Here is a 13,112-nt window from a genome sequence, read left to right as displayed (position 1 = left end):
GCTCGCTCCCACATTGGAATGCGATCCTCCTGTGGGAGCGAGCCTGCTCGCGAAGGGGGCTTTGAAATCTGCACAAAAATGTCAGGCAAAAAAAGGCCTCGGAGCTTTCACTCCGGGGCCTTTTGCATTTCAGCAGTCGATTAAGCCGCTTTCGCTTCCGGTTGGCTCAACGAGCGGTTCAGTGCACTGAACAGCGCCTTGAAGCTGGCGGTGGTGATGTTTTCATCGATGCCCACGCCGTGTACTGCACGTTCACCATTTACACGCAGCTCGATGTAGGCCGCTGCTTTGGCGTTGGTGCCCGCGCCGATCGCGTGTTCGTTGTAGTCCATGATTTCCACCGGAATCGGCAGGCCGGCCACCAATGCTTCCAGCGCACCGTTGCCCTTGCCACGCCAGTGCAGGTTGGTTTCGCCCTGACCCTTGCTCGCCACTTCCACTTCGACGGCGCTGTTGCCGTTTTCTTCCTGCAGGCGATGGCTGACCAGCGCGTACGGGGTGTTGGCTTGCAGGTATTCACTGATCAACAGCGAGTGAATCTGCTTGGCGGTCATTTCCAGGCCCAGGCGGTCGGTTTCACGCTGCACGACTTGGCTGAACTCGATCTGCATGCGACGCGGCAGGCTGATGCCGTACTCCTGCTCCAGCAAGTAAGCGATGCCGCCCTTGCCCGACTGGCTGTTGACGCGGATCACCGCCTCGTAGCTGCGACCAATGTCGGCCGGGTCGATCGGCAAGTACGGCACTTCCCACAAAGCGTCCGGTTTTTGCTGGGAGAAGCCCTTGCGGATCGCGTCCTGGTGGGAGCCGGAGAACGCGGTATGGACCAGATCGCCAACGTACGGGTGACGTGGGTGAACCTGGATCTGGTTGCACTCTTCGACGACTTTGCGCACGCCGTCGATGTCGGAGAAGTCCAGTTGAGGGTCGAGGCCTTGGGTGTACATGTTCAGTGCGACGGTGACGAGGTCGACGTTACCGGTACGCTCGCCGTTGCCGAACAGGCAGCCTTCGACACGGTCGGCGCCGGCCATCAGGCCCAGCTCGGTGGCAGCCACGCCGGTACCACGGTCGTTGTGGGTGTGCAGGCTGATGATGACGCTGTCACGACGGTTGATGTTGCGGCTGAACCATTCGATCTGGTCGGCGTAGATGTTCGGGGTCGCGCACTCAACGGTGGCCGGCAGGTTGAGGATCATCTTGTGCTCAGGCGTCGGGTTCCAGACCTCGATCACCGCGTCACAGACTTCCTTCGCGAACTCCAGCTCAGTGGCGCTGAAGGTTTCCGGCGAGTACTCAAAGGTCCACTCGGTGTCCGGCTGCATCGCTGCGTATTTGACGAACAGTTTGGCGGCGTTGACCGCGATGGCCTTGATGCCGTCCTTGTCCTGATTGAAGACGATGCGACGGAAAGAAGGCGAGGTGGCGTTGTACAGGTGAACGATGGCTTTCTTCGCACCACGCAGGGATTCGAAGGTGCGCTCGATCAGGTCTTCACGGCCCTGGGTCAGCACCTGAATGGTGGTGTCGTCCGGGATGTGGCCTTCTTCAATCAGGGTACGCACGAAGTCGAAGTCGGTTTGCGAAGCTGCCGGGAACGAGGCTTCGATTTCCTTCACGCCCACTTGCACGAGGGTTTTCCAGAAGCGCAGCTTTTTCACCGCGTCCATCGGTTCGATCAGCGACTGGTTGCCGTCACGCAGGTCGGAGCTGCACCAGATCGGCGCTGCGTCGATGGTTTTCGACGGCCAGGTGCGATCCGGCAGATTGATGACAGGGAACGCGCGGTACTTGGAGGACGGATCTTTGAGCATGCTCATCGGGAAATTCCTTATTGTCTGGGCCGAAAAGAGGCGGCCTGCCGGTGGAACGAATGTTCTTGGAAAAGCGTGGGACGAGGCGCAGCGATTCAGCCCGGCAGTCGTGCGCTGACGAGGCACAGGCTGCGGTGCTGGCGAAGCTGAATAAGGGTGTGAGAGGTTTTCATGCTTTCAACCCTAACCGCGGGTGGGGAGGATGGCAAGCAGTCGAAAAAAATTGAGAGGAACACTCGAAAAGAGAGGGTTTGCGCGATTTTATTGTGTGATAAGCCAGAGAGTGTCTGGATTTTTGCGCAGGGTTTGATGGGGGCGCAATTGAAAGAGGTGGGTTTCAGCGGTATTTGCGGTGGGGAATAGGCCGCTATCGCGATAAGGCTCACTCCTACCGATCAACTGTAGGAGTGAGCCTGCTCGCGATGAGGCCAGAAGCCTCCCTGAATAAATCAGGGCTGGAACGCCCCAATGAAAATCGCCGGATCCACCCGCGCATCATTCAGGCTGATATTCCAGTGCATATGCGGCCCGGTTGCGCGGCCAGTCGAGCCGACCTTGCCCACCACTGCACCCCGCGCCACTTGATCACCCACCTTCACATCAATCTTCGACATATGGCAGAACATGCTGATAAAGCCCTGACCGTGGTCGACAAACACCGTATTGCCGTTGAAGAAGTAGTTACCGGTCAGAATCACCTTACCCGCCGCCGGGGTCTTGATCGGCGTGCCGGCCGGCACCGCGAAGTCCAGGCCTGCGTGCGGATTGCGCTCTTCGCCGTTGAAGAAGCGGCGCACACCAAACTTGCTCGACAGTGGCCCGTTGACCGGTTTGTCCAGCAACAGGTTGCTCGGCGTGTTCGGGCTGAAGCTGCGGTAGGCCTTGATCTGCTCAGCCAACTCGCCCTCGATGCGCTTGAGGTTGGCCGGGTTTGGATTGACCTGTTGGGTGTTCTTCAGGGTGATGCGCTGTTCCGGATATTTTTTGTTGCCGACCGTGAACGGCAGATTACGCCCGCCACTGCTGATTTGCTGCGATCCCGGTTTGACGGTCAGTGGCACGCCGACAATCGCCAGCCAGTTGTTCTGCTCTTTGACCACTAACACCGGTTTGCCCTGATAGGTGGCTTTCGGCGCTTGAGCGGCAGCGCCCAGATCAACCACTGCCACGCCGCCCGGCACCGGTTTGTTCAGCAGCCGGGTGATGTAACTGTCGGCGTGGGCGTTGACGGTCAGACAGAGTAAAAACAATGGAGCCAGAAAACGCGGCATGGATCAGTCCAGTAAAGAGAGGGTGACGGGCGTCAGGTGATTGTCCTCGACGCGCACTTGCAGTTCGCCTTCGCCGAGTTTGGCTTTCAGGCGCTGGCCGGTGTGGGTCTGCGCGGCGTTGCGGATCGCGTTGCCGCGCTCATCCAGCAGAATGCTGTAACCACGGCCAAGGGTCGCCAGCGGGCTGACCACATGCAGCGTCTGCATCTGACTGTGCAGTTGCAGACGACGGTTTTTCAGGCCTTCACGCATCGCTCGCGGCAAACGTTCGGCGAGGCTGTCGAGGCGCTGGCGCAACATCGCCAGTTGCCGTCCCGGATGCTGCCCGGCGAGGCGGGTTTCCAGGCGAATCAGGCGTTCGCGTCGAGTATTGAGATGACGCTCGAAGGCCCGGCGCATACGCATGTCGAGGTCGTCCAGACGCTGAGCCTGCTGGCGCAGACGCTCGCCGGGATGGCGCAGGCGCCGGGCCATGCCTTCCAGACGAAGACGATCGCGCATCAAACGGTCACGCATGCGCATGACCAAACGGCGATGCAGGCTTTCGACCTGACGGATCAGGTGGCTGGAATCGGGAGCGAGCAGCTCGGCGGCAGCGGAAGGCGTGGGTGCGCGGACGTCGGCAACGAAGTCGCTGATCGACACATCGGTTTCATGGCCGACGGCGCTGACAATCGGTGTCACACAAGCATCGACTGCGCGGGCCACGGCCTCTTCGTTGAAACACCAGAGGTCTTCCAGCGAGCCGCCGCCACGGGCGAGGATAAGAGCGTCAAATCCGCGGGCATCGGCCATTTTCAAGGCGCGGACGATCTGCGCAGTGGCTTCGCGGCCCTGCACGGCAGTCGGAATCAACGTCAACTGAACCTGCGGCGCACGGCGGCGGAACACGCTGATGATGTCGCGGATCACCGCGCCAGTCGGCGAACTGATGATGCCGATGCGTTGCGGATGCGCCGGCAGCGGCACTTTGCGTTCGGCGCTGAACAGGCCTTCGGCGCTGAGCTTTTCCTTCAACGCATCGAAGGCCAGACGCAGCGCGCCGTCACCCGCCGGCTCCACGGTGTCGAGAATCAGTTGATAGTCACCACGGCCTTCGAACAGCGAGACCTTGCCGCGAACCTTCACGGCCAAGCCGTCTTTCAGCGCCTGGCGCACGCGTGCAGCGTTCTGACGGAACAAGGCGCAACGCACCTGCGCGCCGCTGTCCTTGAGCGTGAAATAGATGTGGCCGGACGCCGGGCGGGCGAGGTTGGAGATTTCGCCTTCGACCCAGATGTTGCTGAACACGTCTTCGAGCAACACCCGCGCGCGGCCGTTGAGCTGGCTGACGGTCAGGACTTCACGGTCCAGGCCAAGTCTTGCAAAGGGATCTTTAATCATGGGGCGCAGTTTAAAGGCATTCGCCGGTGAATGTCTGGAGGAAGTGTTGCACCAGCGGTGTCGGATTTTGCCGATAGGCGAGGGCCACAGTGCTTTGGCAATCTGAATCTGCCAGCGGTAGAAATCTTACGCCGGACGGTGCGATGTCCTGCATCGACTCGGGCAGCAGGGCGATGCCGAACCCCGCCTGAATCAACTGCAATTGCGTGGTTTTGCGCGACATCACTCTCGCGGCTTTCGGGAAGAAGCCCTGGCGCATGCACAGGTCGGCGCATAAATAGCTCAGGCCACCGCGCTGCGGATGGGGAATCGAAATGAACGGCTCGTCTTTTAATTGCGCCAGTTCGACAATTCTCAGGTCAGCCAATCGATGACTCGCCGGCACCGCTAACAGCAAGCGTTCAGTAAACAGGGGCGTAACCTGAATACCCTCGCGCTGACGCAACACCGGCAGACGCAGCAGGCCGATATCGAGGCGACCTTCGGCCAGTTCCTCCAGTTGCGCTTCCGACGACAGTTTGCCGATGTCCAGCGACACGCCTTGCTGCTGATCAAGGTAAGTGCTGATGTCGCGCAGCAATCGCCCGCTGATCGGTACGGTACTTGAGTGATTCAAGCGCAATGTGCCGAGTTGACCGTGGCCGACTTCGGTGGCCATGGTGCTGGCCTTGTTCAACTCAATCAGCAGATTGCGCGCTCGCGGTAACAACGCTTCACCCGCCGCCGTGAGTCGGGGTTGCCGTGCTGTGCGCTCGAACAGCGGGGTTTGCAGACGGGTTTCCATGTCTTTGATCTGCCGGCTCAGTGCCGATTGCGCGATGAACAAACGCTCGGCCGCCGCACTGAAGCTGCCGCATTCGGCGATTTCCACGAAGTAACGCAGTTGACGGGTTGAAAGCACAAGACATGCCTTTTCGAGATGGGTTGGCGACTTTGAAGATATTAGTCGCAACCCTCGGCGGTGGCTAAAGTCATCAAAGGCTTATAAAGGAAGTCGAGCGATGAGCGTTGTGGGGCTGCTGAGTGAGTGGGCATGGGGTGCCGAGGGCTGGGCGGTGATCGGATTGGCGATCGCGCTGGCCTATATCGTGTTTGGCATTGCCGGTTTCGGCACGGCGCTGGTGGCGGGGCCGATTCTGATTCTGTTCATGCCGTTGTCGAAGATTGTGCCGTTGCTGGTGCTGCTGGATTTCGTCGCGGCGCTTGGCAATCTGCTGCCATCGCGGCGGGACGTGGCGAAACCCGAATTGCTGCGATTGCTGCCGTGCATGGCGGTTGGTTGCACGTTGGGGGTGATTTTTCTGCTCAATCTCAAATCCGATCTGTTGTTGCTGTTGATGGGGCTGTTTATCAGCGCTTATGCGATTTACAGCCTGTGGGTCAAAGCGCGGCCCGCGCAACTGGCAGCCGCTTGGGCGGTACCGATGGGGACGGTGGGCGGATTGTTCGGAGCGTTGTTTGGCAGTGGTGGCTTTCTATACGCTATCTATCTCAATAGCCGACTGCCTAAAGACGCGGCCCGGGCTACGCAAAGTGCGCTGATCAGTTGCAGCACGGTGGTGCGCTTGAGCCTGTTCGCCATCGCCGGTGTTTATGCCGAACTACCTTTGTTAATGCTGGCGCTGTGTCTGTTGCCTGCCATGGTGCTGGGGTTGTGGATCGGGCGGCGCTTGACCATGCGGTTGTCCCGCGAGGCGTTTGTGCGACTGGTGACGTGGTTGGTGCTGGCGAGCGGCATTGCCTTGATCGGGCGCTATTTGAGTACTTGACCGGATTTCGTCAGGGATTAAGCTGCCGGCTTTTAGGGCCTCTTCGATTTGCTCGCGAAGGCGTCAGAAGCCATACCGCAGGACTTTCCATGAATTCGCAAAGCATCATCGTCCCGAAAATCTCCACCCTGCCGGTCCACGAACCCCGGGCCCGGGCGATCGTGCGCTGGCTGGTGCGCAAGAACATCATCGAGGAAGAACTGACCACCTGCGGCCGCACCGGCAATCGCATGGCCCACGCCATTGCTGACGGCGCTCGCGCCGTGGTGCTGCACCCTGAGGCGTTGCCGTTCGGCGAGCCGATCAATGGCTTGGAGATCGTCACCAAGCGCTGCATCTACACCCCGGCCAAGGGATTTCTGGAAGAGGCTGGTTGCGCCGAGTGCCGCCGCGAAGTTGGTGAAGCGCTGTTCGAAAGCCTGGAAGACTGGATGCCAGGGCGCACCGACAACTTCACTTGCCCGGAATGCGGGCATGAAGACGACATCAACGGCTTTCTGTATTTGCAGGAATGCGCGTTCTCCAACCTGGGGTTCATCTTCAACAACTGGCTGGAAGCCGGGTTCAAGCAGAGCTTTATCGACGAATTCGCTGATTGGCTGGATCAACCTGTCTCTTGGGTCAAGGTGGAGCTGTAGACGCGGCGATTCCCGTACATCAGCAACATTGATATTAAGCAGAGTTTTACGTTGAACAGCGGGGGGTGTCTGACTATAATGGCGCGCTTCCATTTTCCCGCTCGGGAGCCCCCGCGATGCTGCGTATCAGCCAAGAAGCTCTGACATTCGACGACATTCTCCTAGTGCCCGGTTATTCCGAGGTGCTTCCTAACGAAGTCAGTCTCAAGACCCGCCTTACCCGTGGCATCGAACTGAACATTCCTCTGGTTTCTGCTGCAATGGACACCGTTACTGAAGCCCGTCTGGCAATTGCCATGGCTCAGGAAGGTGGCATCGGCATTATCCACAAGAACATGACCATCGAGCAGCAAGCTGCCGAAGTTCGCAAGGTCAAGAAGTTCGAAGCCGGCGTCGTCAAGGATCCGATTACCATCGAGGCAGATGCCACGGTTCGTGATCTGTTCGAATTGACCCGCATGCACAACATTTCCGGCGTTCCGGTACTGCACGATGGCGACCTGGTCGGTATCGTCACTTCCCGTGACGTGCGTTTCGAAACCCGTCTGGATGCCACCGTCCGTGAAGTGATGACGCCTAAAGAACGTCTGGTCACCGTACGCGAAGGCGCCGACAAGAACGAAGTCCGCGAGCTGCTGCACAAGCACCGTCTGGAAAAAGTTCTGATCGTCGATGACAAGTTTGCCCTCAAAGGCATGATGACCGTCAAAGACATCGAAAAAGCCAAAGCCTATCCGCTGGCCAGCAAGGACGATCAAGGTCGTCTGCGCGTTGGCGCTGCTGTTGGTACCGGTAAAGACACCGGTGACCGCGTAGCCGCGCTGGTCAATGCCGGTGTGGACGTGGTGGTGGTCGACACCGCTCACGGTCACTCCAAAGGCGTGATCGACCGCGTTCGCTGGGTTAAACAGAATTTCCCTGAAGTGCAGGTGATCGGCGGCAACATCGCCACCGGCGCAGCCGCCAAGGCCCTGGCCGAAGCTGGCGCCGATGCGGTCAAGGTCGGTATCGGCCCTGGCTCGATCTGCACCACCCGCATCGTCGCCGGTGTCGGCGTCCCGCAAATCAGTGCCATCGCCAACGTTGCTGCTGCCCTTGAAGGCACCGGCGTACCGTTGATCGCCGACGGCGGCATCCGTTTCTCCGGTGACCTGTCCAAGGCCATCGTTGCCGGTGCTTCCTGCGTCATGATGGGCTCGATGTTCGCCGGTACTGAAGAAGCGCCGGGCGAGATCGAACTGTTCCAGGGCCGTTCGTACAAGGCTTATCGCGGTATGGGTTCGCTGGGCGCCATGTCCCAGGCTCAAGGCTCTTCCGACCGTTACTTCCAGGACTCCTCGGCAGGCGCCGAGAAACTCGTTCCGGAAGGCATCGAAGGCCGTGTTCCTTACAAAGGCACCCTGAGCGCGATCATTCACCAGTTGATGGGCGGCCTGCGTTCCTCGATGGGCTACACCGGCAGCGCCGACATCGAAGAAATGCGCACCAAGCCTGAGTTCGTGCGGATCACCGGCGCTGGCATGGCCGAGTCCCACGTTCACGACGTGCAGATCACCAAAGAAGCGCCAAACTACCGCGTAGGTTGAGCCTTCAAGCAACAAGCTAAGCAACCGGGGCTGTTTTATTCAGCCCCGAGTTGTTTCTGAATCACGACTGTTTCTGAATGACTTAGACGAGACTGAATCATGGCCCTCGATATTCACGCTCACCGCATCCTGATCCTCGACTTCGGTTCCCAGTACACCCAACTGATCGCCCGCCGCGTGCGCGAGATCGGTGTGTACTGCGAACTGCACCCGTTCGACATGGACGAAGATGCGATCCGCGAATTCGCTCCTAAAGGCGTCATCCTCGCCGGCGGCCCCGAGTCCGTGCACGAAGCCAACAGCCCGCGCTGCCCGCAGGCCGTGTTTGACCTGGGTGTGCCGGTCTTCGGTATCTGCTACGGCATGCAGACCATGGCCGAGCAACTGGGCGGCAAGGTTGAAGGTTCCGAACTGCGTGAGTTCGGTTATGCCCGCGTTGACGTGGTCGGCAAGAGCCGTCTGCTCGACGGCATCGAAGACCATATCGACGCCGACGGCCTGTTCGGCCTCGACGTGTGGATGAGCCACGGTGACAAGGTCACCAAGATGCCGCAAGACTTCCACATCCTCGCCAGCACCCCGAGCTGCCCGATCGCCGGCATGTTCAACGACGATCGCGCTTACTACGGCGTGCAGTTCCACCCGGAAGTGACCCACACCAAGCAGGGCGGTCGGATCCTGTCGCGCTTCGTTCTCGACATCTGTGGCTGTGAAGCCCTGTGGACCCCGTCGAAGATCGCTGAAGACGCCATCGCCAACATCCGCGCACAAGTCGGCACCGACAACGTGCTGCTGGGTCTGTCCGGCGGCGTTGACTCCTCGGTGGTTGCCGCGCTGCTGCACAAAGCCATCGGCGATCAGCTGACCTGCGTCTTCGTCGACAACGGTCTGCTGCGTCTGCACGAAGGCGAGCAAGTGATGGCCATGTTCGCCGAGAACATGGGCGTCAAAGTGATCCGCGCCAACGCCGAAGAGCAGTTCCTGAACAATCTGGCTGGCGAAGCCGACCCAGAGAAGAAGCGCAAGATCATCGGTCGCACCTTCATCGACGTATTCGATGCCCAGTCGAACAAACTGGACAACATCAAGTACCTCGCTCAGGGCACCATCTACCCGGACGTAATCGAGTCGGCTGGCGCGAAAAGCGGCAAGGCTCATGTGATCAAGTCGCACCACAACGTGGGCGGCCTGCCGGAAGAGATGAACCTGAAACTGGTCGAGCCACTGCGCGAACTGTTCAAGGACGAAGTCCGCCGTTTGGGTCTGGAACTGGGCCTGCCGTACGACATGGTCTACCGTCACCCGTTCCCGGGTCCGGGCCTGGGCGTGCGCATCCTCGGTGAAGTGAAGAAGGAATACGCCGACCTGCTGCGTCGCGCCGACCACATCTTCATCGAAGAACTGCGTAAAGCCGACTGGTACCACAAAGTCAGCCAGGCCTTCGTGGTGTTCCAGCCAGTGAAATCGGTTGGCGTGGTTGGTGATGGCCGTCGTTACGCCTGGGTTGTGGCCCTGCGTGCCGTGGAAACCATCGACTTCATGACTGCGCGTTGGGCTCACCTGCCTTACGAACTGTTGGAAAATGTTTCCGGCCGCATCATCAATGAAATCGAAGGCATCTCCCGCGTCACTTACGACGTGTCGAGCAAGCCGCCGGCGACGATTGAGTGGGAATGATTGGATGTCCGGTACTGACCGGCACCAACTAGCAAGAAATACCCTGAAGCCCGCGTAACTGCGGGCTTTTCGGCTTTTTGGGTCTAGCAAATTCTGGCAGCTCTCTGCATCGCCAAGCACCGTGTTTGTGTTGCATGGTACGGGGCATTGACTGAGCCCAATGCCATGCTCGGTGTTCGATACCATGTCGTCTCCGTAGGGAGCAGCATGGTATCAATTATCATCATCTGCCCGGGTTCATTGGGTTTCCTTGCGATCTTGGGGTGATTTCTGAGCATGGTATTTTTTTGAACGGAATCCGCGAACGCCATGCTGACCGATACCAAGCTACGTAATCTCAAACCGAAAGAAAAACTCTACAAAGTGAACGACCGCGATGGACTCTATGTGGCTGTCACGGCTGCGGGATCAATCTCGTTTCGCTACAACTACTCCATCAACGGCCGACAGGAGACCGTCACGTTCGGTCGCTATGGGGTAGGTGGTATAACGCTTGCGGAAGCCCGGGAGCGCTTGGGCGAGGCCAAGAAATTGGTTTCGGCTGGCAAGTCACCTGCCAAGGAGAAAGCCCGCGACAAGGCTCGTATCAAGGGCGCGGAGACGTTTGATGCGTGGGCCGAGAAATGGTTACGCGGGTATCAGATGGCCGATTCAACTCGTGACATGCGCCGCTCGGTTTACGAGCGTGAGCTTAAGCCGAAGTTCGGCAATCAGAAACTAATAGAGATCACCCATGAGGATCTGCGTACGCTTACCGAAACAATCGTAGAGCGAGGGGCCCCAGCAACTGCGGTGCACTCCCGTGAGATTATGCTGCAGGTCTTCCGCTGGGCTATTGAGCGTGGCCAGAAGGTTGAGAACCCGGCCGATCTGGTGCGTCCTGCAAGCATTGCCAGGTTCGAGCCACGTGACCGGGCTTTGACCCCTGACGAAATCGCCTTGATGTATCAGTACATGGATCGCATAGGAACTGCATCATCGGTGCGAGCTGCGGCGAAGCTGTTGTTGCTCACTTTGGTGCGGAAAAGTGAGTTGACCAACGCGACCTGGAGTGAGATCAATTTCAGCGAAGCCTTATGGACCATTCCCAAAGAGCGGATGAAGCGGCGAAATCCCCATTTGGTGTTCTTGTCTAGGCAAGTGCTGGATATCTTCATTGCGCTGAAGACCTTTGCTGGTGGATCAGACTACGTGTTGCCTTCACGCTACGACTCAGATTTGCCCATGAGCGCAGCCACGATCAACCAAGTGCTGACTCTCACTTATCGACTTGCGCAGAAAGAAGGGAAGCCGCTGAGCAAGTTCGGGCCGCATGATCTGAGGCGGACAGCAAGCACGTTGCTGCATGAGGCTGGTTACAACTCAGACTGGATCGAGAAATGCCTCGCGCACGAACAGAAGGGCGTGCGAGCCGTCTACAACAAGGCTGAATACCGCGATCAGCGCATTGCAATGTTGCAGGATTGGGCTGACATGATTGACGAATGGACGACCAAAAAATCCCGTACAAGTGGCTGATTTTTAACCTCGCGATGTACCAAGTGTAGTGGTCAACTAATCCCGGACACGACGTTAAGTTTTTTCTCGGCCTGAGCTGGGGCCAGTCCGTTATTGAATTGGTGCGGTCTAATCCAGTTGTACCGATGCATCAGGTAATGACTGATGTCGCGGTGCGCCTCTTGAGCTGTCATGTAGCCCACGGTCGGTATCCATTCAGTTTTCAAGCTGCGAAACACACGCTCCATCGGCGCGTTATCCCAGCAGTTTCCACGACGGCTCATGCTTTGGCGCATGCGGTAACGCCAGAGCCGTTGGCGAAACTGGCGACTGCCATATTGCGAGCCCTGATCCGAGTGAAACAAAAGCCCTTGAGGCTTGCCACGCTGCTCGTAAGCCATGTCCAACGCCTTGATGACCAGATCCGCATCCGGCTTGTTCGACAGCGCCCAGCCCACCACTCGGCGCGCGTAAAGATCCATAACTACAGCCAGGTAATGCCATTTCCCTTGAGCCCAGATGTAGGTGATGTCGCCACACCAAACCTGATTCGGCGCCAGCACATCAAACTCTCGATTCAATATGTTCGGAATGTCAGGCCGCTCAACCGTCGCTTGTTTGTAGGCATGTGATCCAGGTTGTTTGCTGACCAACTCCAGTTCCCGCATCAGGCCTCGCACCTTGAACCGCCCAATTTGCTCGCCGTCTTCCTGCATCATCGACACGATGCTGCGGCTACCGGCGGCGCTTCGACTTTGCGTAAACAGTTCGTTAACCCGGCTGCGCAACCGAAGCCGCTCAACGTCTGGAGTTCGGCGCCTGAGACGGTGGGCGTAGTAACACGAACGAGTGACATCAAAGACTGCGCAAAGCCAATCAACCGGCTCTTGGGGGCTCAGTTGATCAATCAGCGCGTGCGCTCGTGCTCTTCCGACATCAAGAGCGCGGTAGCCTTTTTTAAAATGGATTTCTCCCGCTCAAGTCGAGCGATTCGAGCTTCCAATTCCTGGATTTTCTGTTGCTCTGGCGTCAGCGCTTTACTCTGCGGAGTAACGCCGGTGCGCTCCTGCTGAAGCTGATTAACCCAGCGGCGCAACGCGGACTCAACCACACCAAGCGAGCGGCTGGCTTCGATATGGCTATAGCCTTGATCGAGCACGAGGCCTGCGGCCTCGCGTTTGAATTCAGTGGAAAAAGAACGACGTTGTTTGGTCATCAGACACCTCTATCTGGCGAGCATTCTCGCCTAAATGGGTGTCCGGTTTCATTAGACCACTACAACCGCACAGTGAGGCAATGTCCGAGCAGCTTCGTGCTGACCCTGCATATGCGGCTGAATTACTTGCCGACGTGCTACGCGAGGGCAGCCCAGCAGAGCTGGCTATTTTGTTACAACAGCTAACGCTAGCGTTTGGAGCGCACGACCAGACCCAGCGCGCCTAGTGCCGGTGAATCATCGCATCTAGTTTTTTCACCA

General features: G+C 58.5%; 10 protein-coding genes. 5 read left to right on the top strand and 5 right to left on the bottom strand.

Going from position 1 to position 13,112, the window contains the following annotated elements; all coding sequences use genetic code 11:
* Positions 1 to 140: 140 nt before the first annotated feature.
* The 4 genes from leuA to ACA043_RS23970 form a co-directional block, all read right to left on the bottom strand.
* Positions 141 to 1,820 carry a 2-isopropylmalate synthase gene (leuA, locus tag ACA043_RS23985; protein WP_497658051.1) on the bottom strand — a complete coding sequence of 560 codons (1,680 nt, stop codon included), beginning with the start codon at positions 1,818 to 1,820 and terminating at the stop codon, positions 141 to 143.
* A gap of 443 nt (positions 1,821 to 2,263) precedes the next feature.
* On the bottom strand, positions 2,264 to 3,085 hold the full coding sequence (locus ACA043_RS23980; protein WP_497658050.1) for a peptidoglycan DD-metalloendopeptidase family protein: 822 nt from the start codon (positions 3,083 to 3,085) through the stop codon (positions 2,264 to 2,266).
* 3 nt (positions 3,086 to 3,088) lie between these two features.
* Positions 3,089 to 4,468 (bottom strand): exodeoxyribonuclease VII large subunit, encoded by a 1,380-nt coding sequence (gene xseA, locus ACA043_RS23975; protein ID WP_401272023.1) that lies wholly within the window; start codon positions 4,466 to 4,468, stop codon positions 3,089 to 3,091.
* 10 nt (positions 4,469 to 4,478) lie between these two features.
* Positions 4,479 to 5,369, bottom strand: coding sequence for a LysR family transcriptional regulator (locus ACA043_RS23970; protein ID WP_497658049.1), 891 nt, complete (start codon positions 5,367 to 5,369; stop codon positions 4,479 to 4,481).
* Between the two features lie 100 nt (positions 5,370 to 5,469).
* Here ACA043_RS23970 and ACA043_RS23965 point away from each other — a divergent pair, with 100 nt between their 5' ends.
* From ACA043_RS23965 to ACA043_RS23945, 5 genes are all read left to right on the top strand, one after another.
* Positions 5,470 to 6,237 carry a sulfite exporter TauE/SafE family protein gene (locus ACA043_RS23965; protein ID WP_497658048.1) on the top strand — a complete coding sequence of 256 codons (768 nt, stop codon included), beginning with the start codon at positions 5,470 to 5,472 and terminating at the stop codon, positions 6,235 to 6,237.
* Positions 6,238 to 6,326: 89 nt separating this feature from the next.
* Positions 6,327 to 6,875: a sugar ABC transporter ATPase gene (locus ACA043_RS23960; protein WP_187680620.1), complete on the top strand. Its 549-nt coding sequence runs from the start codon at positions 6,327 to 6,329 to the stop codon at positions 6,873 to 6,875.
* A 116-nt stretch (positions 6,876 to 6,991) separates the two neighbouring features.
* A complete protein-coding gene (gene guaB / locus ACA043_RS23955; protein ID WP_187680619.1) occupies positions 6,992 to 8,461 on the top strand; it encodes an IMP dehydrogenase in 1,470 nt (489 codons plus the stop codon).
* A 99-nt stretch (positions 8,462 to 8,560) separates the two neighbouring features.
* Positions 8,561 to 10,138 (top strand): glutamine-hydrolyzing GMP synthase, encoded by a 1,578-nt coding sequence (gene guaA, locus ACA043_RS23950; RefSeq protein ID WP_497658047.1) that lies wholly within the window; start codon positions 8,561 to 8,563, stop codon positions 10,136 to 10,138.
* Positions 10,139 to 10,447: 309 nt separating this feature from the next.
* A complete protein-coding gene (locus ACA043_RS23945) occupies positions 10,448 to 11,656 on the top strand; it encodes a tyrosine-type recombinase/integrase (RefSeq protein ID WP_497658046.1) in 1,209 nt (402 codons plus the stop codon).
* A gap of 32 nt (positions 11,657 to 11,688) precedes the next feature.
* On the opposite strand, the gene ACA043_RS23940 is transcribed toward ACA043_RS23945, so the two are convergent.
* Positions 11,689 to 12,851 (bottom strand): IS3 family transposase gene (locus ACA043_RS23940; RefSeq protein WP_497658045.1). Its coding sequence is split into 2 segments (ribosomal slippage): positions 11,689 to 12,596 and positions 12,596 to 12,851, totalling 1,164 coding nucleotides; the frame shifts between segments, so codons are not numbered across the junction.
* Positions 12,852 to 13,112: the final 261 nt, after the last annotated feature.

The sequence above is a fragment of the Pseudomonas sp. LBUM1648 genome, from assembly GCF_059716145.1.
Note: the sequence above shows the minus strand (reverse complement) of the source record. Positions and strands in the feature narration are given on the sequence as shown.

What these genes read in the sequence shown, in the direction of transcription:
- guaB (WP_187680619.1), top strand. Translation starts at nt 6,992, where the DNA reads ATGCTGCGTATCAGCCAAGAAGCTCTGACATTCGACGACATTCTCCTA.
- ACA043_RS23965 (WP_497658048.1), top strand. Translation starts at nt 5,470, where the DNA reads ATGAGCGTTGTGGGGCTGCTGAGTGAGTGGGCATGGGGTGCCGAGGGC.
- ACA043_RS23945 (WP_497658046.1), top strand. Translation starts at nt 10,448, where the DNA reads ATGCTGACCGATACCAAGCTACGTAATCTCAAACCGAAAGAAAAACTC.
- ACA043_RS23980 (WP_497658050.1), bottom strand. Translation starts at nt 3,085, where the DNA reads ATGCCGCGTTTTCTGGCTCCATTGTTTTTACTCTGTCTGACCGTCAAC.
- ACA043_RS23960 (WP_187680620.1), top strand. Translation starts at nt 6,327, where the DNA reads ATGAATTCGCAAAGCATCATCGTCCCGAAAATCTCCACCCTGCCGGTC.
- guaA (WP_497658047.1), top strand. Translation starts at nt 8,561, where the DNA reads ATGGCCCTCGATATTCACGCTCACCGCATCCTGATCCTCGACTTCGGT.
- xseA (WP_401272023.1), bottom strand. Translation starts at nt 4,468, where the DNA reads ATGATTAAAGATCCCTTTGCAAGACTTGGCCTGGACCGTGAAGTCCTG.
- leuA (WP_497658051.1), bottom strand. Translation starts at nt 1,820, where the DNA reads ATGAGCATGCTCAAAGATCCGTCCTCCAAGTACCGCGCGTTCCCTGTC.